Annotated in this window: 22 protein-coding genes and 1 pseudogene; 9 read left to right on the top strand and 14 right to left on the bottom strand. The window is 36.0% G+C overall.

From position 1 onward, the window contains the following. Position 1: 1 nt before the first annotated feature. The 5 genes from BOQ64_RS01675 to BOQ64_RS01655 all read right to left on the bottom strand — a co-directional run bounded on the left by BOQ64_RS01675 (position 2) and on the right by BOQ64_RS01655 (position 5,330). Positions 2-1,408 (bottom strand): M28 family peptidase, encoded by a 1,407-nt coding sequence (locus BOQ64_RS01675; RefSeq protein WP_129056588.1) that lies wholly within the window; start codon positions 1,406-1,408, stop codon positions 2-4. 55 nt (positions 1,409-1,463) lie between these two features. Beyond that, positions 1,464-2,708 carry a DUF1015 domain-containing protein gene (locus BOQ64_RS01670; RefSeq protein WP_129056590.1) on the bottom strand — a complete coding sequence of 415 codons (1,245 nt, stop codon included), beginning with the start codon at positions 2,706-2,708 and terminating at the stop codon, positions 1,464-1,466. Positions 2,709-2,710: 2 nt separating this feature from the next. Continuing rightward, positions 2,711-3,676: a D-2-hydroxyacid dehydrogenase gene (locus tag BOQ64_RS01665; RefSeq protein WP_129056592.1), complete on the bottom strand. Its 966-nt coding sequence runs from the start codon at positions 3,674-3,676 to the stop codon at positions 2,711-2,713. Positions 3,677-3,800: 124 nt separating this feature from the next. Continuing rightward, on the bottom strand, positions 3,801-4,865 hold the full coding sequence (gene serC / locus BOQ64_RS01660) for a 3-phosphoserine/phosphohydroxythreonine transaminase (protein WP_129056594.1): 1,065 nt from the start codon (positions 4,863-4,865) through the stop codon (positions 3,801-3,803). Between the two features lie 114 nt (positions 4,866-4,979). Further along, positions 4,980-5,330, bottom strand: coding sequence for a 4Fe-4S binding protein (locus BOQ64_RS01655; protein ID WP_123860506.1), 351 nt, complete (start codon positions 5,328-5,330; stop codon positions 4,980-4,982). Positions 5,331-5,389: 59 nt separating this feature from the next. On the opposite strand from BOQ64_RS01655, the gene BOQ64_RS01650 reads away from it, so the two are divergent. The 3 genes from BOQ64_RS01650 to BOQ64_RS01640 are packed head-to-tail and all read left to right on the top strand — an operon-like array spanning position 5,390 to position 7,637. Further along, positions 5,390-6,424, top strand: coding sequence for an acyl-CoA reductase (locus tag BOQ64_RS01650; protein WP_129056596.1), 1,035 nt, complete (start codon positions 5,390-5,392; stop codon positions 6,422-6,424). A 49-nt stretch (positions 6,425-6,473) separates the two neighbouring features. Further along, positions 6,474-6,920 (top strand): peptidylprolyl isomerase, encoded by a 447-nt coding sequence (locus tag BOQ64_RS01645; protein ID WP_129056598.1) that lies wholly within the window; start codon positions 6,474-6,476, stop codon positions 6,918-6,920. 27 nt (positions 6,921-6,947) lie between these two features. Then, positions 6,948-7,637, top strand: a complete 690-nt coding sequence (locus BOQ64_RS01640) for a Bax inhibitor-1 family protein (RefSeq protein WP_129056600.1) — start codon at positions 6,948-6,950, stop codon at positions 7,635-7,637. A 496-nt stretch (positions 7,638-8,133) separates the two neighbouring features. Here the strand turns inward: BOQ64_RS01640 and BOQ64_RS01635 are convergent, their stop codons facing one another. The 5 genes from BOQ64_RS01635 to BOQ64_RS01615 all read right to left on the bottom strand — a co-directional run bounded on the left by BOQ64_RS01635 (position 8,134) and on the right by BOQ64_RS01615 (position 13,750). Beyond that, a complete protein-coding gene (locus BOQ64_RS01635; protein ID WP_002980002.1) occupies positions 8,134-8,382 on the bottom strand; it encodes a DUF6952 family protein in 249 nt (82 codons plus the stop codon). Continuing rightward, complete coding sequence (locus BOQ64_RS01630; protein ID WP_034698499.1) at positions 8,382-8,690, bottom strand: thioredoxin family protein; 309 nt, start codon at positions 8,688-8,690, stop codon at positions 8,382-8,384. Before BOQ64_RS01630 ends, BOQ64_RS01635 begins: the two co-directional genes overlap by 1 nt. A 121-nt stretch (positions 8,691-8,811) precedes the next feature. Beyond that, a complete protein-coding gene (locus BOQ64_RS01625) occupies positions 8,812-9,444 on the bottom strand; it encodes a peroxiredoxin (protein ID WP_066692332.1) in 633 nt (210 codons plus the stop codon). A 146-nt stretch (positions 9,445-9,590) separates the two neighbouring features. After that, on the bottom strand, positions 9,591-12,530 hold the full coding sequence (locus BOQ64_RS01620; RefSeq protein ID WP_129056602.1) for a M16 family metallopeptidase: 2,940 nt from the start codon (positions 12,528-12,530) through the stop codon (positions 9,591-9,593). A 26-nt stretch (positions 12,531-12,556) separates the two neighbouring features. Continuing rightward, a complete protein-coding gene (locus BOQ64_RS01615) occupies positions 12,557-13,750 on the bottom strand; it encodes a pyridoxal phosphate-dependent aminotransferase (protein ID WP_129056604.1) in 1,194 nt (397 codons plus the stop codon). A 198-nt stretch (positions 13,751-13,948) separates the two neighbouring features. Here BOQ64_RS01615 and rsmG point away from each other — a divergent pair, with 198 nt between their 5' ends. From rsmG to BOQ64_RS23570, 6 genes and pseudogenes are all read left to right on the top strand, one after another. Then, positions 13,949-14,584, top strand: coding sequence for a 16S rRNA (guanine(527)-N(7))-methyltransferase RsmG (gene rsmG, locus BOQ64_RS01610; RefSeq protein WP_129056606.1), 636 nt, complete (start codon positions 13,949-13,951; stop codon positions 14,582-14,584). A 63-nt stretch (positions 14,585-14,647) separates the two neighbouring features. After that, positions 14,648-15,055 (top strand): hypothetical protein, encoded by a 408-nt coding sequence (locus BOQ64_RS01605; protein WP_129056608.1) that lies wholly within the window; start codon positions 14,648-14,650, stop codon positions 15,053-15,055. Then, on the top strand, positions 15,055-15,591 hold the full coding sequence (locus BOQ64_RS01600; protein ID WP_129056610.1) for a DUF922 domain-containing protein: 537 nt from the start codon (positions 15,055-15,057) through the stop codon (positions 15,589-15,591). The genes BOQ64_RS01605 and BOQ64_RS01600 overlap by 1 nt, the downstream gene beginning before the upstream one ends. Further along, a pseudogene (locus tag BOQ64_RS01595) lies at positions 15,588-18,274 on the top strand (PD-(D/E)XK nuclease family protein). The gene BOQ64_RS01600 and the pseudogene BOQ64_RS01595 overlap by 4 nt, the downstream one beginning before the upstream one ends. 423 nt (positions 18,275-18,697) lie before the next feature. Next, positions 18,698-19,972 carry a patatin-like phospholipase family protein gene (locus BOQ64_RS23575; RefSeq protein WP_228448063.1) on the top strand — a complete coding sequence of 425 codons (1,275 nt, stop codon included), beginning with the start codon at positions 18,698-18,700 and terminating at the stop codon, positions 19,970-19,972. 26 nt (positions 19,973-19,998) lie between these two features. Continuing rightward, the gene (locus BOQ64_RS23570) at positions 19,999-21,063 is read left to right on the top strand and encodes a BamA/TamA family outer membrane protein (protein WP_228448061.1); all 1,065 of its coding nucleotides are present in this window, start codon (positions 19,999-20,001) and stop codon (positions 21,061-21,063) included. 99 nt (positions 21,064-21,162) lie between these two features. Here the strand turns inward: BOQ64_RS23570 and BOQ64_RS01585 are convergent, their stop codons facing one another. The 4 genes from BOQ64_RS01585 to BOQ64_RS24430 are packed head-to-tail and all read right to left on the bottom strand — an operon-like array spanning position 21,163 to position 25,044. Further along, complete coding sequence (locus BOQ64_RS01585) at positions 21,163-22,299, bottom strand: cytochrome-c peroxidase (protein ID WP_129056612.1); 1,137 nt, start codon at positions 22,297-22,299, stop codon at positions 21,163-21,165. Between the two features lie 9 nt (positions 22,300-22,308). Next, the gene (locus BOQ64_RS01580; RefSeq protein ID WP_129056614.1) at positions 22,309-23,823 is read right to left on the bottom strand and encodes a DUF6850 family outer membrane beta-barrel protein; all 1,515 of its coding nucleotides are present in this window, start codon (positions 23,821-23,823) and stop codon (positions 22,309-22,311) included. Position 23,824: 1 nt separating this feature from the next. Next, the gene (locus BOQ64_RS24435; protein WP_262708716.1) at positions 23,825-24,232 is read right to left on the bottom strand and encodes a DUF4876 domain-containing protein; all 408 of its coding nucleotides are present in this window, start codon (positions 24,230-24,232) and stop codon (positions 23,825-23,827) included. Next, positions 24,226-25,044 (bottom strand): DUF4876 domain-containing protein, encoded by an 819-nt coding sequence (locus BOQ64_RS24430; RefSeq protein ID WP_262708715.1) that lies wholly within the window; start codon positions 25,042-25,044, stop codon positions 24,226-24,228. The genes BOQ64_RS24435 and BOQ64_RS24430 overlap by 7 nt, the downstream gene beginning before the upstream one ends. Positions 25,045-25,054: the final 10 nt, after the last annotated feature.

Raw genomic sequence — 25,054 nt, 5'->3', positions numbered from 1 at the left:
ATTACCAATTTTTATCAACCATAAAAATCATTTGTGTTATAGCAACCGCTCCGAGGAGAAGTTCTCTTTTATTCACTTTATCAAAAGTATCCTGTTCGGAATGATGATAATCGAAATATCTTTGGGTGTCTACAACAAGCTCTGCTAAAGGGATATCAAGTTTTTTTAAAGGAGAGATGTCCTGAATGGCATCTGTTTGGTCAAAATCATAAACGCCATAAGGAAGGAAATATTCTTTCCAGGGGAAAACCAGTCTTCTTCTTTGAGGTGACATATCCAAAGAAAATCCTCGTGGTGAATAGCCACCGGCATCTGTTCCTAAAGCGAATATGTGTTTTTCATCTTTCTTTTTCACAAAAGCAGCATACATTTCGCGACCTTGTCCGCCGTTTTCACTGTTGGCATACAGAACTACCCGGATGGTATGGTTATTTTCATAGCCAAGTGCCTTCAATGTTCTTAAAACTTCAATACACTGAGCAACTCCAGTTCCGTCATCAGTAGCTCCTTCACCAACATCCCACGAATCTAGCTGAGCGCCTAAAACAATAACTTTAGAATCTTTTTTACCCTGAATTTCAGCAATAATATTGGGATTGGTAGTGCTGGCTTTTGATTCGGCAGTCATGTTGATTTTGGCTGTTACTTTCTGCTTCTTCAACGTTTTCTCCAATTCATCTGCTGATCTTACACCGATTGATAAGGCTGGAATTTTAACTTTATCATCCGGCTCATAATAAATCATTTTGGCGTGTGGAGTATCATCATTAGCTGTTGTTAATGATCTTATGATTAATGCTTTTGCTCCTGTTTTAGCAATAACGGATGCGGAAATTAATTTTGATTTTGCAGTCTGTAAATAGGAATCACTGGTATTGATGATTTTCGGGTCCATGGGAACATTCACGAAAACAATTTTGTCTTTTAGCTGGCCTATGGACATGGCGTTCAATTCTGAAGTGGAATTAATTAAAACAATTTCACCTGTCAGATCCTTGCCACCTGTTCCTTCAGAATTTCCGAATGAAAGCATTCTGATATTTCTCCAGTCTCCATTTTCTGCTTTTATCTGTAGGGATTCTTTTCCTCTGATCCATACGGGAGCTTTAGCTTCCTGCCTCCAGATCATATTGATGCCGATTTCCTTGAATTTTTTTTCTGCCCATTCTACTGCTTTTGCATACCCGGGAGTAGCACTGAAACGTGGCCCAATTCCTTTCGTAAGCTCTCCAAGGTTTTCATAAGCCCTGCCATTGGCCATGATCTCGTCTGAGATCTTTTTGAATTCGTCATGGTAATTTAATTTTACAGGAATTGCTGTTCTGCCGGCAGGTTTTTTCTGGACTTTTTTTTGAGAAAATAAAAATCCACTCAAAAAGAGTGGAAGTATAATGAATATTTTTTTCATTTTTTATTTACCTTTCTTTTTCCAACGATAAAAGTAGGAAAAAAATGGGAATTTATTAAGGTTTCATGTCGTACATTACCAGTGCTGTAATCAATTTTGGCTCAATGAATGTACATTTAGGAGGCATACTCAGTTTTAAATCTGAAATTTTAATCATATCATTAAAACTTACAGGATAAATTCCGAATCCGGCTTTTCCTTCTCCGGTATCTATTTTTTCTTTTAAAATATTGATCCCGTTAATGTTGGATGTTCCTTTTACATAAGAGATCAGATCAGAGCTATCCGGATCTTCTATTTTTAAAATTCCTTTGAAGATGTATTTGTCCAATAAATGGTGGTCCAGATTATCTAAAGACATTTCTTTAGAACGAAGATCGTGTTTTACGTGAAGAGAGTAGAACTTACCGTCCAGATACATTGAGATGTGGAATTTCTGAGATGGGAAGTATGGAGTTTCTCCTTTTTCGTGAATTAAGAAATATTGCTCAAGTTCTTTCAGGAACTGCTCGCTGGAAAGACCATTCAGATCATTCAGGACTCTGTTGTAATCATGAATTTTGATGGACTGGTTGGAAACAATAAAACTGTATACAAAGTTATACTGCTCTGTACCGTTGTGTCTTTTGTTTTTATCCTTATGTTTTTTCGCATTTAATGCTGTGGAACCAATTCTGTGGTGTCCGTCGGCAATATAGAATGAATCAATCTGATCAATCACTTCCTTAAACTGCTGCAGCTTCAGACGGTTGTCTATTCTCCAGATTTTATGTCGGATTCCGATAGTATCTATATGATTGAAGATTGGAACATTCTTTTCCTCATGATTCATCAGCAACTCAATTTTCGAGTTGGCAGGGTAGGTAAGCAATACCGGTTCAGCCTGAAGGTTTACTTTTTCAAGGTAATGAGCCAGTTTTTCTTTTTTCTGAGGAATGGTACTTTCGTGCCTTTTGATTTTTCCGTTCCAGAAATCTTCAATACTGGCAAGACCTAAAAGGCCTCTGAAAATTTGTTTGTTAGGATAGATTTGTTCGTAAAGATAATAGGCAGAATTATCCTGAACGAGTTTTTTTTCGTCCAAAAATTCTTCAAATGTGGAACGGATCTTTCTCAAGTTTCGGTCTACATCTTTAGATTTACTTACAACATATGGTTTTATCATGTTGATGTAAGTATTTTCAACTTGAGCTTTTTCTGCTATTTCTTCCTGGGTAAAATTATCCAGTGGATGGGTAGGGAAAGTATCCTCAAAATCTCTGTGAGGTCTTATTCCACGGAAAGGTTTAAAAACAGGCATATTTATCTTATAGTTTCTTTTTGTAGCTTAATAATTTGTTCTGCAAGTTCAACACCGATTTTCTCTTGCGCATCTACCGTATTTCCTCCTACATGAGGGGAAAGGGATAGTGCCGGATTCATCAGTAATGGAAGTTCCGGATTGGGTTCGCTTTCAAAAACGTCCAATGCAGCTCCTGCCACTTTTCCTGAATCAATAAAATCAATCAGTGCCACTTCATTCATCACACCGCCTCTTGCAGTATTTACAATATAGACTCCGTCTTTCATTTTTTCAAACTGTGGAGTATCTATAATGTATTCATTCGTTTTCGGAGTATTGATGCTGATAAAGTCTGATTCTTTAAGAAATGCATCCATATCATTGGTGGAAGTGATTTCAAAGTTCAAAGACTGTCCGTCAAAGAAATTCAAAGTAAGAACTTCTGTTCTCGGGCTTCTTGTCAGAACCTGAATCTTCATTCCTAAAGCAATTCCTATTTTCACGACTTCCTGGCCAATGCTTCCAAAGCCGATTACTCCTAATGTTTTTCCTGAAAGTTCATAAGCATTGCTGAATGACTTTTTCATGGCATTGAAATGAGTTTCACCTTCCAAAGGCATCAGTCTGTTTGATTCGTGAAGGAATCTGGCTAATGCAATGAAGTGTCCGAAAACCAATTCTGCAACAGATTTTGAAGATGCTGTAGGAGTGTTGATAATTTTGATCCCCTTGCTTTTTGCATATTCAACATCAATATTGTCCATTCCGATACCGCCACGACCTATAATTTTAAGTCCCGGGCATGCATCAATCAGGTCCTGCCTTACTTTTGTTGCACTTCTTACAAGAAGAACATCTACATTATTATCGTTGATAAAATTAATAACGTGATCCTGAGCCACTCTATTGTCCAGAATTTCTATTCCGGCTTCTTTTAAAGCTCGTTCTCCTGCTTTTGAGATTCCATCGTTTGCTAAAACTTTCATGTGTTATTTGATTTAAAGATTGAAAGATTTAAATATTTCAAAATTTTAAAACTGGAGCGCAAATTAATAAATTTAAATTAACTGCTTTTAAATCTTTCAATCTTTGAATTTTTTAATGCTAAAATTATTTGATAGATTTCATTACATCCACCAATACCTGTACACTTTCAATAGGTAGGGCATTGTATAAGCTTGCTCTGTAACCGCCAAGGCTTCTGTGACCGTTAAGTCCACTGATACCTGCAGCTTTCCATGCGTTGTCGAATTCCTCTTTTTTGCTTTCGTCTGTAATGTTGAAAGAAACATTCATTAATGAACGGTCTTCTTTTACGCAGAATGTCTCAAATAATGGGTTGCTGTCTATTTCATCATACAGAAGTTTAGCTTTCGCCTCGTTTCTTTGTTCTGCAGCAGCAATTCCACCATTGTTTTCAAGGTGCTGTAATGTTAACAGAGATGCATAGATTGGGAATACCGGTGGAGTATTGTACATAGACTCTTTGGAAATATGCTGAGAATAATCAAGCATAGACAGCATGTTTTCTCTTCCTGTTTTTCCAAGGATTTCTTTTTTGATCACTACTAGAGTAACTCCTGCAGGTCCCATATTTTTCTGAGCCCCGGCATAGATTAAATCAAATTTTGAAAAATCAAGTTGTCTTGAGAAAATGTCAGAACTCATATCACATACCATCAGTGTGTCCACTTCAGGGAAAGATTTCATTTGAGTTCCGTAGATTGTATTGTTGGAAGTACAGTGGAAATAATCGTATTCTGAACCTACAGTATAATTTTTAGGAATGAAAGAATAGTTTTCTTCTTTTGAAGAACCCACTACATCTACAGTTCCCAGTTTTTTAGCTTCTTTAATGGCTCCGGCTGCCCAGGTTCCTGTATCCAGGTAAGCAGCTTTTCCGCCTACTTTCATCAGGTTGTAAGGTACCATAGCAAACTGCATGCTTGCCCCGCTTCCTAAATAAAGTACCTCATAATCGTCACCAAGATTCATCAATCTTTTTACAATTGCACGTGCTTCGTCCATTACTGCAACGAAGTCTTTACTTCTGTGCGAAATTTCAAGAAGAGATAATCCGATCCCGTTAAAATCTAAGATTGCCTGTGCTGATTTTTCAAATACCTCTTGTGGTAAGATACATGGCCCTGCGCTGAAGTTGTGCTTTTTGTTCATATTTTTATTTTTTGGTTGCCTCAGGAAACTGAAATCCTTTAGCTTATTTTAATTAGGTTTATTGGTTTTTTGATTAAAAAAAGCCGTCTCATACATGATGAGACGGAATTTTTTTTATTCGCCGTGTAGGAATGCTTTTTTATTAAGCAGAGCCTCTTCAGATTCTACATGATCTTCGTCTGGTACACAGCAGTCTACCGGACATACCGCAGCACATTGTGGCTCCTCATGGAAACCTTTACATTCTGTACATTTATCAGTTACAATGAAATAAACATCGTCACTTACAGGCTCCTGCGCTGCATCTGCATCTACAGTAAGTCCCGACGGCATTGTAATAGTTCCTTGAAGACTAGTACCGTCAGAAGCTTTCCAATCTACAGCTCCTTCATATATTGCATTGTTTGGACATTCCGGTTCACAAGCCCCACAATTAATGCATTCATCAGTTATTTTAATAGCCATCGCTAATTTTTTTTAAATTTGCACAAAATTACAAAATATTCCCCAATTTTAAAGTAATTATGAATACCGAAAATCAAGTTTTAGGACTTATTAAATTAAGTGGTTATATAAAAGCGTTTTTAGCGAAGAAACCAGAAGATCACAATGAAGATGATGTAAATATTGAATTATTATTAAAGAAGTCTGAAATAGAAAATCCATGGTTTACTGTTGATAATCAGAAAATTGCTTTACAGCAATGGTCAGATCTTCTTAGTGAGGAAAATATTAAAAACTGGCTTAAAAATTATTCAATCTCTAAGATTTCCAAGAGAGTAGGATTGATTTTGGCAGGAAATATCCCTTTGGTAGGGCTTCACGATGTGATTTCTGTGGTACTGAGTAATCATATTCCATTATTGAAGCTGTCTTCTAAAGATAAATATCTGATTCCGTTCTTGTTAAAAAAATGGAAGGAGTTTTCTGACGATCAGGTTCAGTTTGAATTTGTAGAAAAATTACAGAATTTTGATGCAGTTATTGCTACCGGAAGTAATAATACGGCAAGATATCTTGAGTACTATTTTAAAAATCATTTAAGCATTATCCGTAAAAACAGAACTTCTGTTGCTGTTTTAAAAGGTGATGAGACGGATGAAGAACTTCAGCTTTTGGCAAAAGATATTTTCCAATATTTTGGGTTGGGTTGTAGAAATGTAACGAGAATTTTCATTCCTCAGGATTTTGTGATTGACAGATTGTTTGAAAACTTTTTAGGATTCCAGGATATTATCAATCATAATAAATATGCTAATAACTATGATTATAACAGAGCGGTTTATCTTTTAAATCAGGATAAATTCTGGGATAATAATTTTGTAATGCTTAAAGAAGATGATAAGCTATTCAGTCCTCTTTCTGTAATTAATTTCAGCCGATATGAATCATTGGATGATGTTAAAAACTTTATTGCTGAAAATGAAGAAAATATTCAGTGTATTGTGGCCAAAGAAGGGTTGGGGTTTGATTCAATTTCTTTTGGAGAAGCTCAAAATCCGGGTCTTGATACGTATGCAGATAATGTAGATACGATGAGATTTTTAGAACTGGTCTGATTTTCGTATCTTCCATCACTTATTTCACCAAATAATAAAACGAATAATTATGAAAAGAATATTTTTAGGTCTTGCGATTATTGGCGCGCAGTTCGTGTTTGGCCAAAAAGTCGTTGGATTAAAGGTTGAGAATAATCAAAAGAAAGAACAGCCGGCTACCATAAGTAAGGATAAAGTCAATATTTATAATGATAATTTCCAGAAGTTTATCAAAGCTTTGCAGGCTTCGGATTATAAAGCTGTGGATGAAGTTCTTTCTGATAAGGTAAAAGAAATTGTCACAGAAGATGTTCTTAAAAAGGTAAAGGACGGTATTGATGTCAATAAAAAATTTGAAATTTTAAAAGTAGGCTATTATGTTACGATGGATGGTACCAGCCATCCTAATATTAAGTATAAATATGCCGGAGATTCATCATCGAAAGAAGTGATAAGCGCTGTGTTTGAAGATGAAGGGAAACTTCTTGGTGTGTTGCCTGCTAAAAAGGATAAGTAATTTCGATTAATCAAAAAAATATTAACTATGATGACAGATGTTTTAGTCGCTCATTCTTCCGATGTGGAGAAAGCGAATTTTTACAAGAAGACGTATTTGCATGTTGCATTATCAATTCTTGCATTTATTGGAGTTGAGACTATTTTGTTGAAGACTGTGCCTGTAGAGCTTATTGCGATGATGTTTCAGGGAAAATTTACCTGGTTATTAATTATTGGGGTTTTCTGGCTGGCTTCTATTTTAGCCTCTAAATGGTCGCTTTCGCAAAGTCAATCAACGCAGTATCTTGGTTTAGGGTTTTATATTGTACTGGAAGCGGTTATCTTCTTGCCATTACTCTATATAGCTACTAATGTTGCCGGCGGTGGTAATATCATTTTCCAGGCAGCTACTTTAACGGTTGCAATGTTTGCAGGTATTTCTGCAGTTGCTTTTACTTCCAAAAGAGATTTCTCTTTTTTAAGAAATATTATTATTATCGGAGGATTTATCTCTATTGGATTAATCATTGGCGGAATGGCCTTTGGATTTAACCTTGGATTATGGTTCTCTGTAGGAATGGTTATTCTTGCTTCTGCAACTATTTTATATCAGACAAGCAAGCTGAAAGATTCTTATGCTACCAATCAGTATGTGGGAGCGGCTTTACAGCTTTTTGCTTCTATCATGCTTTTATTCTGGTATATCCTGAATATTCTGATGAGCAGAAGAAGTTAATTTGAGTATTTAATTAGCTTTAAATAATAGTCCTGGTGAATTTTTCATCAGGATTTTTTTATTTCCGGGATTTGGATTGGCTTTGTTTTTCTCGCGGATTATGTGGATTGTACAGATTAAAAAAATATCCTTAATCTTTGTTTTTGATTGTGTTGAACTTGAGATTCTACTATCCTTATCAAGGTTATAAACCTTTACAAGGATAGGTTAAACTATTACTATAGTTGGTATTTGTGCTATTAGCGAAAGAAATATTAGTGAAATTTGTGTTTAATAGAAGCTGTGAACCCAAAAAATCCTGATGACCTTGCATCGGGATTTTATTGGATATTCATTAACTATTTTGTGCTTAATACCGCTTCAATAGGATTTGTGATCCTCTGAAGTTCTGTTTCAGTAAAAAGTAGAGTATAGGTTAAAGAACAGGGAAATGTTGTGTTGAGGAAAACCTCAGTTCTTTTCTTTCGTGTTTTTGTAGAATATTAAATGATAAAAACTACTTATCAATAGATCCTAAAACCTTTTGTGCAAAAGAGTTTAGTGCATCTTTTTCGCTCATTCCGTTCTGTACGTTAGCGTGAACTTCTAAAGCTCCGCAAATGTTGGTAATAAGCTCTCCTGCAACATTTAAATCTTCTTCACTTGTTCCTCTGAATTCGCAGAAGCTTTCAAGAACTTCTAATGTTTTTTCTAGATTCTCAGGAGTCTGATTCTGATAGAATTGTCTGATTACTGGTAATTTCATTATGCTAATTCATTAAAAAGGTTAATTAAACTTTCAGCCTGGTTAGATTGAACCTGGTTTACCAATTCACCATTTTTAAAGATAGCGAATGTAGGTAAGTTGTCTACTTTTGCTAATTTTCTGCTTTCAGGAAGTTTTTCAGCATCTACATATAAGAAAGGAATAGAGTCGTTCTCAGATGCTAATTTTTTGAATTTCGGCTTCATGATTCTGCAGTTTCCGCACCATGTTGCGCCATATTGAACAACCACTTTTTCGTTGTCGTTTACTATATTCTGTAATGTATCTTCGGTTAATTCTGTGTACATAATAATAATTTGAAAATGAGATAATTTGAAAATGTGCTAATGATAAAAAGAAAATGAGATAATTTTAGATCATCCGGAGATTAATTTTCAAATTATCTCATTTTCAGATTAACACATTATATTAGTTCTTAGCTAAGTATTCTGCTGTAGAAGTTCTGTCTGCTTTCATTGCATCTTTACCTTCTTCCCAGTTTGCAGGACATACTTCACCGTGTTTTTGAACGTGAGTGTAAGCGTCAATTAATCTTAAGAATTCTTTTACGTTTCTACCTAGAGGCATATCGTTTACCGCTTCGTGGAAGATTTTTCCAGTTTCGTCGATAAGGTAAGTAGCTCTGTAAGTTACGTTAGAACCTGTGAAGATTTCTTCTCCTTCTTCATTGTATTCGAAATCCTGATCTACAATTCCTAAAGTGTTTGCTAATTGTCTGTGAGTATCAGCTAAAAGTGGATAAGTTACCCCTTCAATACCTCCGTTATCTTTTGGTGTGTTTAACCAAGCGAAGTGTACTTCGTTTGTATCACAAGATGCACCGATTACTTTAGTGTTTCTTTTTTCGAATTCACCTAAAGCCTCCTGGAAAGCGTGAAGCTCAGTAGGACATACGAAAGTGAAATCTTTAGGGTACCAGAACAAAAGAACTTTTTGTTGGTTGTTTGTAGCTTCTTCAAGGATGTTGATTCTTAAATCGTCACCCATTTCAGACATTGCGTCGATTGTTAAATTCGGGAATTTTTTTCCTACTAAAGACATAATTTTCTGTTTTTATATTTAAATTTCTGTTGCAAATATAAAGAAGTTTTATCTATCGAACAAATAGTTTTTGATAAATAAAATCTATAATTGTTTTTGATGTGTTGTTAAAGAAAAAAGCCCTGAAACCAGGGCTTTTTGTTATTTTAATATCCAAATATTTCGGTTAGATTAAGTTTTTTAATCTCTCCTAATTTCTGCATATCGGCTTCATTTACTTTGTCTTGAGATGCCACAATACAATATGTATAGTTCTTGTTCTTCATCTCTTTATCATAGAAAGTGTTGATGTCTGCAAAAGATAGCTTTGGAGCCTGTTCATAGACATTCTTTCTGATATCAGAGTTGTTTCCAAGCCTTTGGGCTTTCAGATAAGAGAAAATAATACCATCCTGGGAAATTCTTTCAGAAGCAATTGTTTTTTTCAATCCGCTTTTGGCGGTTTCAAATAATTGTTCTGATTTCGGCAGGGTAGTAAGAAGCTCATTCATTGCAGAAGATGCTTCATTGAACTTATCGGCCTGAGTTCCCACATAAGCCATAATACTGTTCTTATCTTCTTTCTTGCTTGGAAGAGCAAAATAAGAATAGGTAGAATAAGCCAATGCTTTAGATTCTCTGATAGTCTGGAAAACAATAGATCCCATTCCACCTCCAAAGTAATTGTTGAATAAGCTTACTGTAGGGGTAATGGTAGAGTTGTATTGTTCAGAGTTTCTTGCCCAGAAAATTTCAGCCTGTACCATATCGTAATGTGCAAATAAGACTTTATTCTTATCTGTTGGGATCTGTGTAAAGGTTTTGGCTTTTGGAAGCTCTTTAAGCGCTGCAGGAAGTTTATGAACAGGTTTTAAAGAAGCTACCGTTTCAGCTCCGGTTTTAGGTCCATAATACAGTACTTTATGCTTAAAGTTGAATAAGTCGTGTAGGATGTTTACTAGATCTTCAGCTTTTAAGGCATCCAGTTCGGCATCACTCAAAACATTATTGAATGGATTCTGTGCCCCATACTGAGCATAGCTTCTTAATCCGGCCATAATGGTCGCTTTATTCTGCTTAGCGTTGGCTCTGGCTTTCTTAAGTCTTGCTTTGTAGGCATCTAATGCATCCTGGTCTGCTTTACAGTTTTTAATCAGATCTTCAAATAATGCAATTGTTTTATCAAAATTTTCATTCAGACCTTCCAATGAAACATAAGTTTCTTCGTTCCCTGCACTTACCTTGAAGCTTGAAGCTAATTTGTAAAACTCTCTGCTTACGGTTTCTGATGATTTATCATCGGTTCCTAAATATTGCAGGTATTCTGCAGCCAGTGGAAGCATTTTGTTGTTCCATTTTCCGGAATCAAAGTGATAATACATTCTGAATAAAGCATTGTCTGTATTTTTTACAGAAAGCACATCCACATCAGCCAATTTATTTTTAGCAATGTCCTTATCATAGTTTAGCCATACAGGAGCGATTGCTTTTTCAGGCATTTCGTCAATCTTTTTCAGGAAATAAGACTGGTCTTCTCTGTTTACAGAAACAGGTGTAATGGTTGGCTTATCAACTTTTACAGTGTTTTTGTCTTCACCTTTTTTCTTATAAACTGCTACATAATTGTTGTTTTGAAGATATTTGGAAACGAAATCCATAATGTCTTTTTTGGTAAGCTTGGAAATCTCTTCAATATATTCCAGGTTTGCTTTATGGTCTACTTCAGAAGTAAATTCATCCATTAAAATGCTTGCTCTTGAAGCATATTTTTCATCTTTTTGAATGGTATTCTTCTTTTCGTTGTTGATGATAGATTGGATAAGATCATCAGAAAATTCTCCTTTTCTCAATTTGTCGATTTCCTGAAGCAAAAAGTTTTTTACTTCATCTAAAGATTGTCCTTCAGTAGGTTTTCCCTGTAGAAGCAATACTGAATAATCTTTTAAAGCATAAGGAAAGGCATAAGCTGCCAGTAACTTCTGTTTTTTTACAAGATCAAGGTCAATAAGCCCAGCCTGACCGTTGGTAAGCATGCTTCCTACGAAATTTAACAGCCTTGCATCTTTTGTAGAGGCACCTGGAAATCTGAAACCAAGCATTACACTTTCGGAATCAGGTCCTATTACTTCTTTGATTACAGGAGATGTGATAGCTTTTTCCTGTCCAACTTTATATTCAGGAACAGGTTTAGACTTCATGTAAGAGAAGGCCTTGTCAATCTTGGCAATTACTTCATCCGGATTGAAATCTCCGGACATGATGATTCCCATATTGTTGGGAACGTAGTAATTGTTATAATATTCTCTAATGGCATGTAGGGATGGGTTTTTAAGATGTTCAATGGTTCCTATAGTAGTCTGCTTTCCATAATTGTTATTAGGGAAAAGACTGGCAAACATCATGTCGTAAACTTTATCTCCATCATCATCAAGTGATCTGTTTTTCTCTTCATATACCGCTTCAAGCTCTGTGTGGAATAATCTGAGAACCGGCTCTCTGAATCTTTCCGACTGTAATGCCAGAAATTTATCTATTACATTAGACGGAATATCTTCTGTGTACACAGTTTGTTCAAAAGAAGTGAAGGCATTGGTACCGTCACCGCCCATGCCAGCCATCATTTTATCGTACTCGTTGGCAATTGCATATTGGGCTGCTTCTCCGGAAACCCTGTCAATTTCTTTGTAGATTTCCTTTCTTTTGGCTTCATCTTTTGTCTGATTGTATTTCTCATAAAGAGCATCAATCTGATCCAAAAGAGGCTTTTCTTTAGCCCAGTCTTTAGACCCGAACTCATTTGTCCCTTTGAAAAGCATGTGCTCCAGGTAATGGGCAAGACCTGTATGATCTGCTGGGTCTGTTTTACTTCCTGCTTTGGTGGCAATATAAGTCTGGATTCTCGGTTCCTTGTTGGTTGGACTCAGAATAACCGTTAATCCGTTTTTTAAAGTATAATATCTGGCTGCAGTAGGATCGTTAGTAACAAATTTGTATTTGTACCCGTTGGAAGTAGCTTCCTTCCATTGATAATCCTGTCCGAAAGCATGGCCTGCAAAACTAGCTGCTGCAATACTTGTGACGATGGTTAGCTTTTTAAACAAATTCATTGTTGTGGCTGTGTTTTATTTAATTCTTAATTGAATTGCACTAACAGGTCTTTGATTCTTCTCATCGCTTCCCTTAATTCCTCTTCAGAAGCTGCATATGAGAATCTGATACACTCCGGACTTCCGAAAGAGAATCCGCCAACACATCCTACATGAGCATTTTCCAATAAGAACATGGCAAAGTCATCAGAATTGTTAATTTCTGTTCCATTCAACGTTTTTCCAATGTAGTGAGAAATATCCGGGAAGAAGTAGAATGCAGCTTTTGGAAGCAATACTTTGAATCCTGGAATTTCCTGGATAAGTTCATACATAAGATCTCTTCTCTTTTTGAAAGCGTCAATCATGTATCTGTATTCTGATGGGTCAGTTTTTAAAGCAACAATAGAAGCTCTCTGAGCCACAGTGTTTGCACCACTTGTCATTTGCCCCTGTACTTTTTCGCAAGCCTTAGCCAACCATTCCGGGCAGGCAGAATATCCGATTCTCCATCCGGTCATTGCAAAAGCTTTTGACATTCCGTTGATTACAGCGGTCTGTTCATAAACTTCAGGAAACTGAGCAATAGAAGTGGTTTTTGTTTCATAATTGATGAACTCATAGATTTCATCTGAAATAATGGTTACATGAGGGTATTTGGCAACTACTTTAGCAATAGATTTCAACTCATCATAGGTATAATATCCGCCTGATGGGTTACATGGCGAACTGAAAAGGATTGCTTTTGTTTTTTCAGTAATAGTTTCTTCAAGCTGTTCAGCAGTTACTTTGAAATCTGTAACGTAAGAAGTAGGAAGCATCACAGAGTTTCCACCCATCATTTTTACCATTTCATCGTAGCTTACCCAATAAGGAGCCGGAAGCAGAACTTCATCACCATCATTGATGATTGCTGCCAAAACATTTAAAATAGCCTGTTTTGCACCGTTTGAAACACAAATCTGTGTTGGCTTGTACTCAAGATTGTTGTCTCTTTTTAATTTATAAGCAATAGCCTCACGCAGTTCAAGGAATCCCGGAACAGGAGAGTAGTGGCTGTAGTTCTGATTGATGGCATCGAATGCTGCCTGTTTGATATTATCCGGAACGTCAAAATCCGGTTCGCCAAGGGTTAAACTGATTACATCCACTCCGTTCGCCTTCATTTCCCTTGCCTTGTTAGACATTACAAATGTCTGTGAGTATCCAAGTCTTTTTACTCTATCTGAAAGTTTGTCCATTGTATTTTTTTGAATTTTAACAAATATATAATAAAAAGACCTTGCAGGAGTAATAAAAAGAGGGCATGTTTAAAGATTTTTATCAGGTTAAAGAAGCGTTATCCTGTTTGAGGTTAAAGCTGTTTTTTTGAACATACTCTATCTGAAAGTTTGAACAAAGCCAATAAAAACTTACTTTTGCAGATTATAATAATTCACATGTCTACATCGTTACTATTAAAATATTTTCCGGATCTTACTGAAAAACAGTTGGAGCAGTTTGCAAAACTTGAAACTCTTTACAATGAATGGAATGAAAAGATCAATGTAATTTCCAGAAAAGATATGGAATCTTTGTATGAAAAGCATATCCTTCACTCGTTGGGAATTGCAAAAGTGATGGAATTTGCACCTGGAACAAAAGTATTGGATATTGGAACGGGAGGAGGTTTTCCAGGAATTCCGCTGGCGATTCTGTTTCCTGAAACACAATTTACCCTTATTGATTCCATTGGGAAGAAGATTAGTGTGGTGAATGCTGTGTCAGAAGGGATTGGGCTTACCAATGTAACTGCTATCCACGGAAGAGCAGAAAAACTAAAAGAAAAATTCCACTTTGTAGTCAGCAGAGCGGTAACCCAGATGCCAGAGTTTTTAAGATGGCTGAAAGGTAAATTTGAAAAAGAACAGTTTAACCCTAAACATAATGGAATTTTATATTTAAAAGGTGGAGATCTTGCTGAAGAACTTGCCGGACTTAAATGTGAAATTTTCAACCTGAAACACTATTTTGATGGAGAATTTTTTGATACTAAAAAAGTAGTTTATGTATCAAAAGGTAATTTTAATTCCTGATTTTATTTGAATAAGGAATATTTTTGCTAACTTAAGCATTGATAATCAGAAAAATAAAAGGTTATGAAAAAGCTTCTAAATATTGCATTTTCATCATTATTGTCTGGCTTTGCATTGGTTTCGTGTAATGATGATGATGATTATCAGACGATCGAATCCATTGGTAAGGTCAAAATAGACAGTGTAAAGATTGCCAATGACACTATGGCTGTCTTTTCAATACAGCATATCAAAACGTATTCTACCTATTCATCTCAGTGCCAGGGATTTTATGCCTATGATTATATTTATGACAGTGATTTTAAGAGAACTGTTACTGCTTATAAATACATTACCAATGGTCCCTGTGCGCAAAAGAGTTATTCAGCTGTTAATCAGATTAACTTTAATCCACAGAGAACTGGGGAGTATACCTTTACATTCTGGAACGGGGGAAATAACTGGATTACAAAAACAATTGTAGTGAAATAATGAAACTGACCTTTGTATTCTGTTTATTGGCAACTCATGCTATGTTTGGGCAGAAGATTATCTGGCAGGAAGAACAAAAGCTGGTATGGGATAATTTTAAAAATCCTGTCAAAAGAAAAAATAATCCGGATGTTGCAGCTTATACCAATTGTGGCTGGGAATATTCTGTAGTGAAATCTTCCAATCCGAAGTCTCCTGTAAAAATTGAAATAAAGACTGTATTCAATGAGGATAAATCCTGGAAGGATGTTAAAAAAATCAATGAGTATATCCTGTTGCATGAGCAGAAACATTTTGATATTGCAGAGCTTTTTGTGAGAAAATTTAGGAAAAATGTTGCTGAAAAGATCAGGAATTCCGGTGATTATGATAGGTTATTTAAATCTATTTATAATACAGTCTATAACGAATATAAAAACTTCCAGATAGCTTATGACAGGGATACCCGTCATGGGATTGATGAAGTGAAACAAGCAGAATACAATGCTGCCATCTCTCGAGAATTAGAAAACCTTAAAAGCTATCAAACCCTTTGAAATTCCTCAATAAGATCATTCACGAACTGCTGGAACAAAACTCGGATCTATCTGCGTTTAACATCATCCTGCCCGGAAAGCGTCCGATTGTATTTATCAGACAGATTCTTGAGGAAAATAATTATTCAGGGTTTCTTCCCAACTTTTTTACCATTGAGGAGCTGATTAATACCATTGCCGATAAACAGGTGATTCAGGGAATTCCGCTCTGGCTTTTTTCATTTGATGTCTACAGAAGCCTGAATCTGATCCCAAGAGATAATTTTTCAGATTTTTTGAAATGGTTTCCAACCTTGCAGAAGGATTGGGATGACATTCTGAAGTTTTCAGACAGTGATCAGGCGGTTCTGCAATACATGTTTGATGAGGAGAGGATCAAAGAATGGGCTCAGAATCTTGGTGAAGATGATGATGTACCCAGAAAAAAATTCCTTAATTTCTGGCAGAATATGAATGTTTTTCTTCCTGAACTTAAAAGCAGACTGCAGGAAAAGAACTGGGCAACCTCAGGAATGATTCACGAGGCTGCTAAAGCGGGTATCTCGGATTTTGCGGAGAATACCTCGGAACATTTTGTTTTCTGCGGATTTAATGCCTTTACGCCCGTTGAAGAGAAGCTGGTGAGGAATCTTTTGCGACGGAACAAGGCACAGTGCTTTTTCAGGCAGACCGATATTACTTTAATGACGAAAGACAGGAAGCTGGAAAATTTCTCAGAAACCATAAAACATGGAAGGAATTTGATGATAACAGAGTTTTCAAATGGATAGAGGATGATTTTAGTCAACCAAAAAAAATCAAGGTATATGAAGTTTCCGGAAATGTAACGCAAACCAAGGTGTTGCCTGAGATCTTTAAGGAAATCAATAATAAAACCTATTCGAATACAGCAGTAGTCCTGTTGGATGAAAATCTTCTTCCTGCAAGTCTGGATGTAATGCACGGGGTAGATAATCTGAATATCACAATGGGATTCCCATTGAAGAACCTTTCTTTTTCCAATGCCGTAAAACGACTTTTCTACCTGCAGAAACAGCTGGAAAAAAATAAAACGTCATACTATTACAGAGATGTATTTCCTATTCTTGAAGAGCTTCCAAAATCTGCTAAAGATGAATTAATCATCAATGATTTTAAGACGAAAATAGAAGAGAGGAATATCGTTTATATTTCTAACAGACTTTTGAATGAGCTTTTGGGTGAACTGTCCTATTTTGGGCTTCTGCAAAAGGCTGTAAGTACAACTGCTTATCTGGATATTCTCATTTCATTCTGTCATCAGGTGAAATGGCTGGAAATAGATGATATACAGTATGAAAACGTATCTCACTTCGAGAATGCCTTCAGGGTTATTAAAAACCAGTTGACTCCCTATAATATTGAGATCAAAATGGAAACACTGGAGATTCTCATCAACCAACATATCAACTCGGAGAGCATCGATTTTCAGGGTGAACCATTAAGGGGACTTCAGATTATGGGACTGCTGGAAACACGTCTTCTGAATTTTGAAAATGTGATTCTGCTTTCAGTGAATGAAGGAAAACTTCCATTGGGGAATTCTCAGAATACTTATATTCCTTTTGACATCCGAAGATTCTTTGATCTTCATACGTTCCTGGAAAACGACAGTATTTATGCTTATCACTTTTACAGGCTGATCCAGGATGCGAAGAATGTTCATTTGCTGTATAATGCTTTAAGTTCGGGAGTGAATACAGGAGAAAAAAGCCGTTTCATTACCCAGATTGAAATGGAAAGTTCTCATGAGATTGAACACCTGATTATTGAAAATTCTTCAGAACCCATTATCACAAAACCTATAGAAATTTCCAAGACGGAAATTGTGAAGGAACGACTTCAAAAATGGAAGGAAAGAGTATCTGCATCCCACCTTACAAGCTACCTTTATAACCCTATTGATTTTTATTTATCAAAGATTCTGAACACCTCCGAATCGGACGAAATTGAAGAAGAATTATCTGTAAAAAACTATGGAAATTTAGTTCACTACTCGCTTCAGGAGGTTTATGAGATATTGAAAGGTAAGGTTTTAAAAGAAAGTGATTTAGAGAAATCAATTAAAGCGATAGATAAGTATATAAACATTGCCATTGAGAAGCTTAAGCATCAGCCGGAATTCTATGAAAAAGGGATGAACTATATCCACAAGGCTATTGCGAAAAAGGTGATTGAAAATATTCTGAATCATGATCTGGATCTGATCAGACAAGGAAATACATTAGAGATTATCGACATCGAAAGAAGGTTTGAAAATGTAGAGTTTTATCTTGATGGCAATGATAAAATTTCGTTCCTGGGATTTATTGACAGAATTGATAAACTGAACGGAACGTTAAGAATCATTGATTATAAAACGGCTAAAATTAAAAATCTTCATGTGAAAATTGATGAGGATAATGTAGAGACGTATTTTCATAACAGCGACAGAAAACAGGCACTGCAGCTTTGTATTTATCATTATGTGATACAACATCTTCCTGAGTTTTGGGGATATCCAATTGAAACGGGAATCTGGAGCTTTGCTGAGGCTAAAAAAGGCATGGTTTCTCTTGTTTTCGATAAAGGTGATATTGATGATGCTATGAAGTCTGTTAAAAGCCTTATTCTTGAAATCTTGAACCCGGATATTAACTTCGTGGAAACTATAAAGTCTTATTAAGTTTCTATCATTTTTTTACCGTTTTTAGTAGCATTCAGAAATAATCTATTTGGTGCCATGTTTAAATAATTTTTAAATGCAAAGTTGTAATGATTCTAACGCTTTATTTTAGAGAGCCAAGAAGAGTGACTTTGTCGCTGATGAAGCAATAGTCATGCGTACACTTAGAAAGAATCAATGAAGTTGATTCTTTCTTTGCTTGCTTAAAATATTGCAATTGCATTATAAAATCTTTGCGTTAAATTTAAATAGCAGTACTGTTTTCTATTCAATAAACTTTGATGGTTATTAAAAGTTCCGTTAACGGTCAATACTTTTTAAGTTCTTCTAGAATAGGGAAATAGATGAGATTTTTTGTCAGTTTTTATGGTATAATTGTATCTTTACTGTAAAATTTTCATACACATAAAAACAGGCTGCCTCATGAAAAAACTCCTGATTTTGGGAACTTTCATTTTTTCTCTTTTTCTTAAATCCCAGCAGATTAACGATTCTCTGAATGTCAGATTACAAAATGTAACGAAGGATACGAAATTCGGTTTGGCATTGAGTGGTGGTGGTGCAAAAGGATTTGCGCACATCGGTATTCTGAAAATGATCGATTCCCTCGGAATTAAGGTAGACTATATCACCGGAACCAGTATGGGTGGTATTCTGGGCGGTTTGTATGCAATGGGATATAATGCTGACCAGTTAAAGAAAACCATTTATAAAGTTGACTGGAACAGGATTCTGAGCAATAAAATTCCTTATAGCAAAGTCAATATCAGTGAAAAGGATGAGTATGATAAATACATTCTTGAATTTCCTGTCGTAAAGGGAGTTCCAACCCTTCCCAGCTCCTATATTGAAGGGCAGTATATGGGTGAAGTGCTGAATACACTGACCTTTAATGCAAAGCATATCAATGATTTCAGTAAATTAAGAATTCCGGTAGAGCTTACGTCTTCAGATATTGAAAACGGTGGCTTGGTTATGCAGAAAAAAGGGTCTCTGCCATTGGCTATTCGTTCTACATTAGCTATTCCTGCTGCTTTTGCTCCGGTTTATATTGATGGAAAACTGTTGGTTGATGGTGGATTAGATAGAAATTATCCGGCCAATGAGGTTAGACAGATGGGGGCCGATTTCGTTATTGGTGGTTATACAGGATTCAGACTTTTTACAAAAAAAGAGATTGAAAACCCTATGAAAATGATCTATCAGACCCATGCCATCCGTTCTGTGGAAGACTTTAAGCATCAGAAGGCTTTATCAAACATTCTGGTAGACTTTGTAGATCCTTTGGGAGATATTACTACAAAAGACTTCGCCAGGTTCAGAAAGATCATTAAAATAGGGGAAATAGAAGCCAGAAAGCATCTTCCGGAGTTTGTTGCCCTAGCAGAAGCCCAAAAGAAACTAGGAATAAAGTATGAACATGAAATGATCGAAGAAGTAAAGCTTCCCACCACAAAGTTCACGTTCAATGAAGAGGATGGAACACCAATCAGAGATGCGGCTGAAATTGAAGTCATTAAGAGTCAGATGAATTTAACAGAAGGGAAGTATTACGATGCTAAAACGGTGAATGCCGCTATAGATAAGGTATTCGGAATGCGTCAATATGAAAAAGTGTATTATACTTACACTAATGTTAATGATGGGCTTGTGATGAATGTTTTTGTAAAAAGGGCAAAAAAGGAGCTTTCAAGCTAGCTCTTCATTATGACAATGAACAGTCTGTGGGGATTATTGTTAATTATACTTACAGAAATATTCTTTTAAATAGGTCAAGGTTTTTGGCTACGGTGGATATTTCAGAACGTTTCAAAGCAAGAGTTGCTTACCAACAGTTTCTGGATACTAATAGCCGCTGGTGGTTTGATGTTGAGGCAAAAATGATTCACCTTAAAAGTAATGATTTGACCTTCAGATTGAATAGTTTTGACGATGAAAGTGGTAGCGCAAGGTTTCCTAACCATATCTATAGAAATATCACTGGAAAAATAGGGTTGAATTATAATATTTCCCCAAATGCTTTTTTCTCTCTGGGAACAGAATTTAATGTAGAAAGAATGTATACTTTACTGGATAAAATTGATCAGGCAAAAGCGGATACTTATAACAGGAAATTATACAATCACAGCAATTTTAATACTTTTTTAAAATTTGAGCAGAATAATCTCAATAAGAAATATTACTTTACAAAAGGAAATCATCTTCAGATAAATACACGCTTTTATTATGGTGATAGTTATAAATTATATGATTTAGATCGTGTACAGCCTATGTTGTATTCTATATTAAATCCTGAACAGGACTATTATTTTAAACCCAGAAATCTGGTTTCATTCACTGTAAATGAGAATTTTGCTTATCCTATTACAAGGAGGCTGGCAGCGAAGGTGAATCTTTTTCTTGGAGCAAGTTTTGGTTCCGTAAAAGAGGATCGTATACCTTATCTTTTTCTAAATGAGAAATATAATATAGGCGGAAGTGAGTATAATAATGATCTTATGAATCCTGAATTTAACGGACTTCGTCAAAAAGAATTACCTACGAATTCTATTGCTAAAATGGGGGTGTCACTGCAATATAGAGTGATGAAAAGACTCTACATAGCTCCTTCATTTAGTTATGGTAAGATTAGTGATGAATTTTCGCCTTTTACCGATAGCTTTAACATGTTTGGGTATGGGGTAAATTTAGGGTATGAATCCCTAATAGGGCCTATTAATATTAATGTTTCCAGAAATAACCAGCTTGATTTTTCAAGGATATACTTCAGTGTTGGGTTTAAGTTTTAAATCGATACCAGTTATAAAATAAAAAACTCCTTATTTAAATGATCAGTTTGAATAAGGAGTTTTTATTTGTTTTAAGTCAGTGTTTTAAGACTAGATATTTTATTGCCTTGGAATTTCAGGGCGAGGCATCTTATAATAACTTCCTGACATACTTTTCAGAAAAGCCACAATAGCATCTATTTCCTGGTTGTTGAGCTGTAATGGCTTCATTCTTTGATCGGTTACCGGAAACTTGGGATCAGCTTTCTTTTCTTCTGGGCTTGGGTTAATCATCTGCATTCCGCTGTTGTATAAATTCACCACACCATGCAGATCATCCATCAAACCATTATGCATCCATGGAGCAGTGTAATTCAAATCTCTTAAAGAAGGGGTTTTAAATTTACCTAGATCATCGGGATTATTGGTGATATGGTACAATCCAAGGTCTTCATATTCACGTTGATAATAAGTAAGGCCAATATTGTGGAAAGACTCATCTGTCAGATATTTACCATAATGGCAGTTCATACATCTTGCTTTGGTCTGGAACAGATGCATGCCATAGATTTCTTTATCACTCATAGCTTTATGATCTCCTTTGATGAATTTATCCAGCTTGCTTGGCTGACTTCTAAGAGTACGCTGAAAAGTTGCCAATGCGTTGGAAATCTGATTAAACGTAATTTTATCTGTGTGATAAACCTCTTTAAAAAGCTGTCTGTATTCTTTATATTTTGAAAGTTTTCCAGCAAGTTTTTCCGGTTTCATATTCATTTCATTGTGAGCGGAAATAGGGCCTACAAGCTGTTCTTCCAGTGTTTTAGCTCTTCCATCCCAGAAATAAGAAGTTCTGTCTGCAATATTATAAAGAGACTGTGTATTTCTTTTACCCAGCAGATGATCGTTACCTAATGCCACTTCCTGGCCGTCGCTCCAGCCTAATTCAGGATTATGACAGCTGCTGCAGGAAACCTGGCTTGATGAAGATAGTTTGGGGTCAAAGAACAGTTTTTTACCCAGCATTACTTCAGGACGTTCCTGGGTGTCATAATAATTGGAGTCCCATTCTATAGCTTCAAACTCTTTCCAGTCCACATCACTATCTATGGAAGGTTTTGGCCAATACTGGATCGGTTTTTTGTACTGTGCTGCTACTTCTCCATAATCTGTAGTATAGGTTTGTAGAGTATGTTGCATGCAAAATAGGGCGATAAACCCTATCAGCAGTATTAATTTAATATCTGAAAATCTCATATTTTTTACTTAAAATAAGCCTCCTATGGTTGCTGCAAAAAGCATATTATTACTGTTTTTAAAACTGCTGTACATCATTTTACCGCCTACAAAAGCATTTTTAATAACCGGAAAATTGAAATGAAAATTAATATCAAGCTTAGCCTGCCAGAAATCTGAAGACTGAAAGTTGTAGTTTTCCTGTATCATTTCCTGAATAGCCGGTTTACCAAAACTATTAAACATTGCATCTTTTTTGTAGACATCTGTTACGGAAACTCCCATAGAGACAGAAAGGGTAAGCTTGTCTGTAAATGTTTTCATCCATTGATAATCTGCACCGTAGATGAGTTTATTTAAATCAATGATGGAAATAGGGTGGTTGTATTTTTCCTTCTCCTGAATCAGTCCAAAGAAAGGGAGAAATGATGATTTTGCATTTTGATGATTCACTTCAAGGAAGCCCTTGAAGATTACATTGGTTACTTTATGATTGTATTTTTCGGCAGAACCGATCTGTATGTAATTCCTGGAATTATCATTTAAAAACAGGTTCTCAGTTCCTTTTCTGTTGGTGTAGTTTCCAGCTGCTGAAATTCCCCAAAAAATTTTTCCTGTTTCAAAAAACTTACCTAAAGAGAAGTTAAATTGCTGTTCTTTAATCTTAGAGGCATTAAGGTCTGCATATTCGGTCAGAAGTTTATCAAGACTGAATTGTTTGATTCCGGCAGTAAAATACCATGATCTGTTTTCCGCTTCAAAGATCTGTAAGCCACCACCATAAGTCCAGCCTTCATAATAGGCCTGGCGTAGCTTTCCGGAAAGCAATTCGTTGTAGTTTCCCAAACCATTCATATTGTAAATCATTGGGAATCCCTGGTTGCTTACAAAGCTCAGATAATGTTTTTGAGTGTATTTTTCTGCCTCCACATAAGCTCCAATTTTGAATTTTCCCAACATCATTTTGTTTACCCCAAGGGCCAATGAAAAATTAGCTGAAGTGTTTTTGGGTCTTGGATCAATATCACGATAGTTCAAACTTGCCCGGTAACTTCCTGTAATTCCTAAAGTATATGAGTTGATTTGCTTAGAATACCCACCTGAGAAGGAGTAGTTCTCAAATTTCATATCTCCGCCTACGCTGTCTGCCGCTACGTAAGGGTAGATGATATCATAATCAGCATTTTCATTCCATACCACCTGCTTGTTCTTTCCCTGTGAATAGGAGGCATTACCCCAAACCACAGTTTTCGGATCTAATATCTGATGAGTGCTGGTTCTAGCTCCCCAAAGATTTTTTCCGTTACCTTTTTGCTTTATCTCATTAGGAGTATCATTGTTTTGAGTGAATATATTAAAAACTGTAAGCTGATACTTTCTTGAGCCTAGCATATTGGCCGGATTGGTGTTGATATCATTTTTGAGTATCCTCTCATAACTGTACTCTTCACGAATTTTATTCATGATCGTATCATTGTCCTGAGCATAGAGTTCAGCACTAAGAAAAAGAACTGGCAGGATAAGTATGGACTGAAAATGTTTCATTTTAGTTGAATAATGAAGGTTTTACCCCGTGATCAAAGTCTGCAGTGGAATTATTGGTGTCTTTCAAGATATCTTTACCATCTGCATTTTTTCCGATAACCTTTCTTCGGACTGCTTTTCCAAAACGGTTTTTATCCCCGTCAAAAGAAGTTACAGATGTCCATCCCATGTCTAAAGAAGGAGAAGTTACCAACCATTGGAAAGAATCCTGTACACTTAGATTTACTGCATCTGTGATCCATTCATTCGGTATTTTAACGGCTGTTCCATCCATAGGATAAACATCTCCTCCAAAAGTAAGATTGTAAGTATAAGTGTATGAATTCTGGCTTACTAATGATTCATTAGTCATTCCTTGTGGCATACGAGCTAGAGCATATGCATAATATCCCTGGGTGTGAATCACCATTTTTCAAATACATTTGCCATTTTAGGGACAGCAGGATTGTCAATATCATCAGAATCTTCCTTGAAAATCTGGAAATTAGCGTGAGACAGATTGATAGATGAAGGATTAAACTCTTTATGATTAATAGCATCTTCCGCAATTATGATAGATGCTCCCGGCAGTACAGGATAAGTAGTTCCGTTACCTGGAATTCTGATGATTGCTCCGGCAGAGAATGTTGTTCCTGTGATATTCGGGCTGTAATCCTGTTTTTCATTGGTCATAAAAGCAGACTGTATCAGTAACATTCCGTCAGCATATAAAGTTTTGTCTGTATTATTGGTTATTTTAAAATATTGATCACCAAAATACATAGCTCCCTGCGGAGTTGTAGTTCCTGTATAGAATACTTCTTCAAGGATCAGGTCACTGCTTCCGGCTTTCATTGAAATGTCAATAGTTTTGGTCTGTTCAGTACCGTTGATAACCATTCCGGTTTGTGCACCGCCTACCTTTGCTTCAGTTGCTACTGAATTGTCTGAATATACAATGCTACCTTCTACAGTAATATTATAAGTTCCCATAGGAAGAACTGTTTTCAGGGAATTTGTATTCTTAAGCTCCTGGGTAGTGGTGAAACCAGTATTCAGTTCCTTAAAATTTATGGTAAGGTTTTTATATTCTTTTACCTGGATATTTTCCGGAACTACCTTCAACTGTAGGTTTAAAGTGGTCTGTGCCTGTACTTCCGGCGCATCGGAATCTGACGAACATGCTGCAATACTGAATACAGCACACAATGCAAATAGTGTTCTTAATAAATGTTTAAACATAACGTATTGA

This window comes from Chryseobacterium sp. CH25, from assembly GCF_004119455.1.
In the GTDB taxonomy this organism is placed as follows: Bacteria; Bacteroidota; Bacteroidia; order Flavobacteriales; family Weeksellaceae; genus Chryseobacterium.
Note: the sequence above shows the minus strand (reverse complement) of the source record. Positions and strands in the feature narration are given on the sequence as shown.

Bases quoted from the DNA above. Each gene is read 5' to 3' on its own strand.
- BOQ64_RS01675 (WP_129056588.1), bottom strand. From the start codon at position 1,408: ATGAAAAAAATATTCATTATACTTCCACTCTTTTTGAGTGGATTTTTA.
- BOQ64_RS01670 (WP_129056590.1), bottom strand. From the start codon at position 2,708: ATGCCTGTTTTTAAACCTTTCCGTGGAATAAGACCTCACAGAGATTTT.
- BOQ64_RS01665 (WP_129056592.1), bottom strand. From the start codon at position 3,676: ATGAAAGTTTTAGCAAACGATGGAATCTCAAAAGCAGGAGAACGAGCT.
- serC (WP_129056594.1), bottom strand. From the start codon at position 4,865: ATGAACAAAAAGCACAACTTCAGCGCAGGGCCATGTATCTTACCACAA.
- BOQ64_RS01655 (WP_123860506.1), bottom strand. From the start codon at position 5,330: ATGGCTATTAAAATAACTGATGAATGCATTAATTGTGGGGCTTGTGAA.
- BOQ64_RS01650 (WP_129056596.1), top strand. From the start codon at position 5,390: ATGAATACCGAAAATCAAGTTTTAGGACTTATTAAATTAAGTGGTTAT.
- BOQ64_RS01645 (WP_129056598.1), top strand. From the start codon at position 6,474: ATGAAAAGAATATTTTTAGGTCTTGCGATTATTGGCGCGCAGTTCGTG.
- BOQ64_RS01640 (WP_129056600.1), top strand. From the start codon at position 6,948: ATGATGACAGATGTTTTAGTCGCTCATTCTTCCGATGTGGAGAAAGCG.
- BOQ64_RS01635 (WP_002980002.1), bottom strand. From the start codon at position 8,382: ATGAAATTACCAGTAATCAGACAATTCTATCAGAATCAGACTCCTGAG.
- BOQ64_RS01630 (WP_034698499.1), bottom strand. From the start codon at position 8,690: ATGTACACAGAATTAACCGAAGATACATTACAGAATATAGTAAACGAC.
- BOQ64_RS01625 (WP_066692332.1), bottom strand. From the start codon at position 9,444: ATGTCTTTAGTAGGAAAAAAATTCCCGAATTTAACAATCGACGCAATG.
- BOQ64_RS01620 (WP_129056602.1), bottom strand. From the start codon at position 12,530: ATGAATTTGTTTAAAAAGCTAACCATCGTCACAAGTATTGCAGCAGCT.
- BOQ64_RS01615 (WP_129056604.1), bottom strand. From the start codon at position 13,750: ATGGACAAACTTTCAGATAGAGTAAAAAGACTTGGATACTCACAGACA.
- rsmG (WP_129056606.1), top strand. From the start codon at position 13,949: ATGTCTACATCGTTACTATTAAAATATTTTCCGGATCTTACTGAAAAA.
- BOQ64_RS01605 (WP_129056608.1), top strand. From the start codon at position 14,648: ATGAAAAAGCTTCTAAATATTGCATTTTCATCATTATTGTCTGGCTTT.
- BOQ64_RS01600 (WP_129056610.1), top strand. From the start codon at position 15,055: ATGAAACTGACCTTTGTATTCTGTTTATTGGCAACTCATGCTATGTTT.
- BOQ64_RS23575 (WP_228448063.1), top strand. From the start codon at position 18,698: ATGAAAAAACTCCTGATTTTGGGAACTTTCATTTTTTCTCTTTTTCTT.
- BOQ64_RS01585 (WP_129056612.1), bottom strand. From the start codon at position 22,299: ATGAGATTTTCAGATATTAAATTAATACTGCTGATAGGGTTTATCGCC.
- BOQ64_RS01580 (WP_129056614.1), bottom strand. From the start codon at position 23,823: ATGAAACATTTTCAGTCCATACTTATCCTGCCAGTTCTTTTTCTTAGT.
- BOQ64_RS24435 (WP_262708716.1), bottom strand. From the start codon at position 24,232: ATGGTGATTCACACCCAGGGATATTATGCATATGCTCTAGCTCGTATG.
- BOQ64_RS24430 (WP_262708715.1), bottom strand. From the start codon at position 25,044: ATGTTTAAACATTTATTAAGAACACTATTTGCATTGTGTGCTGTATTC.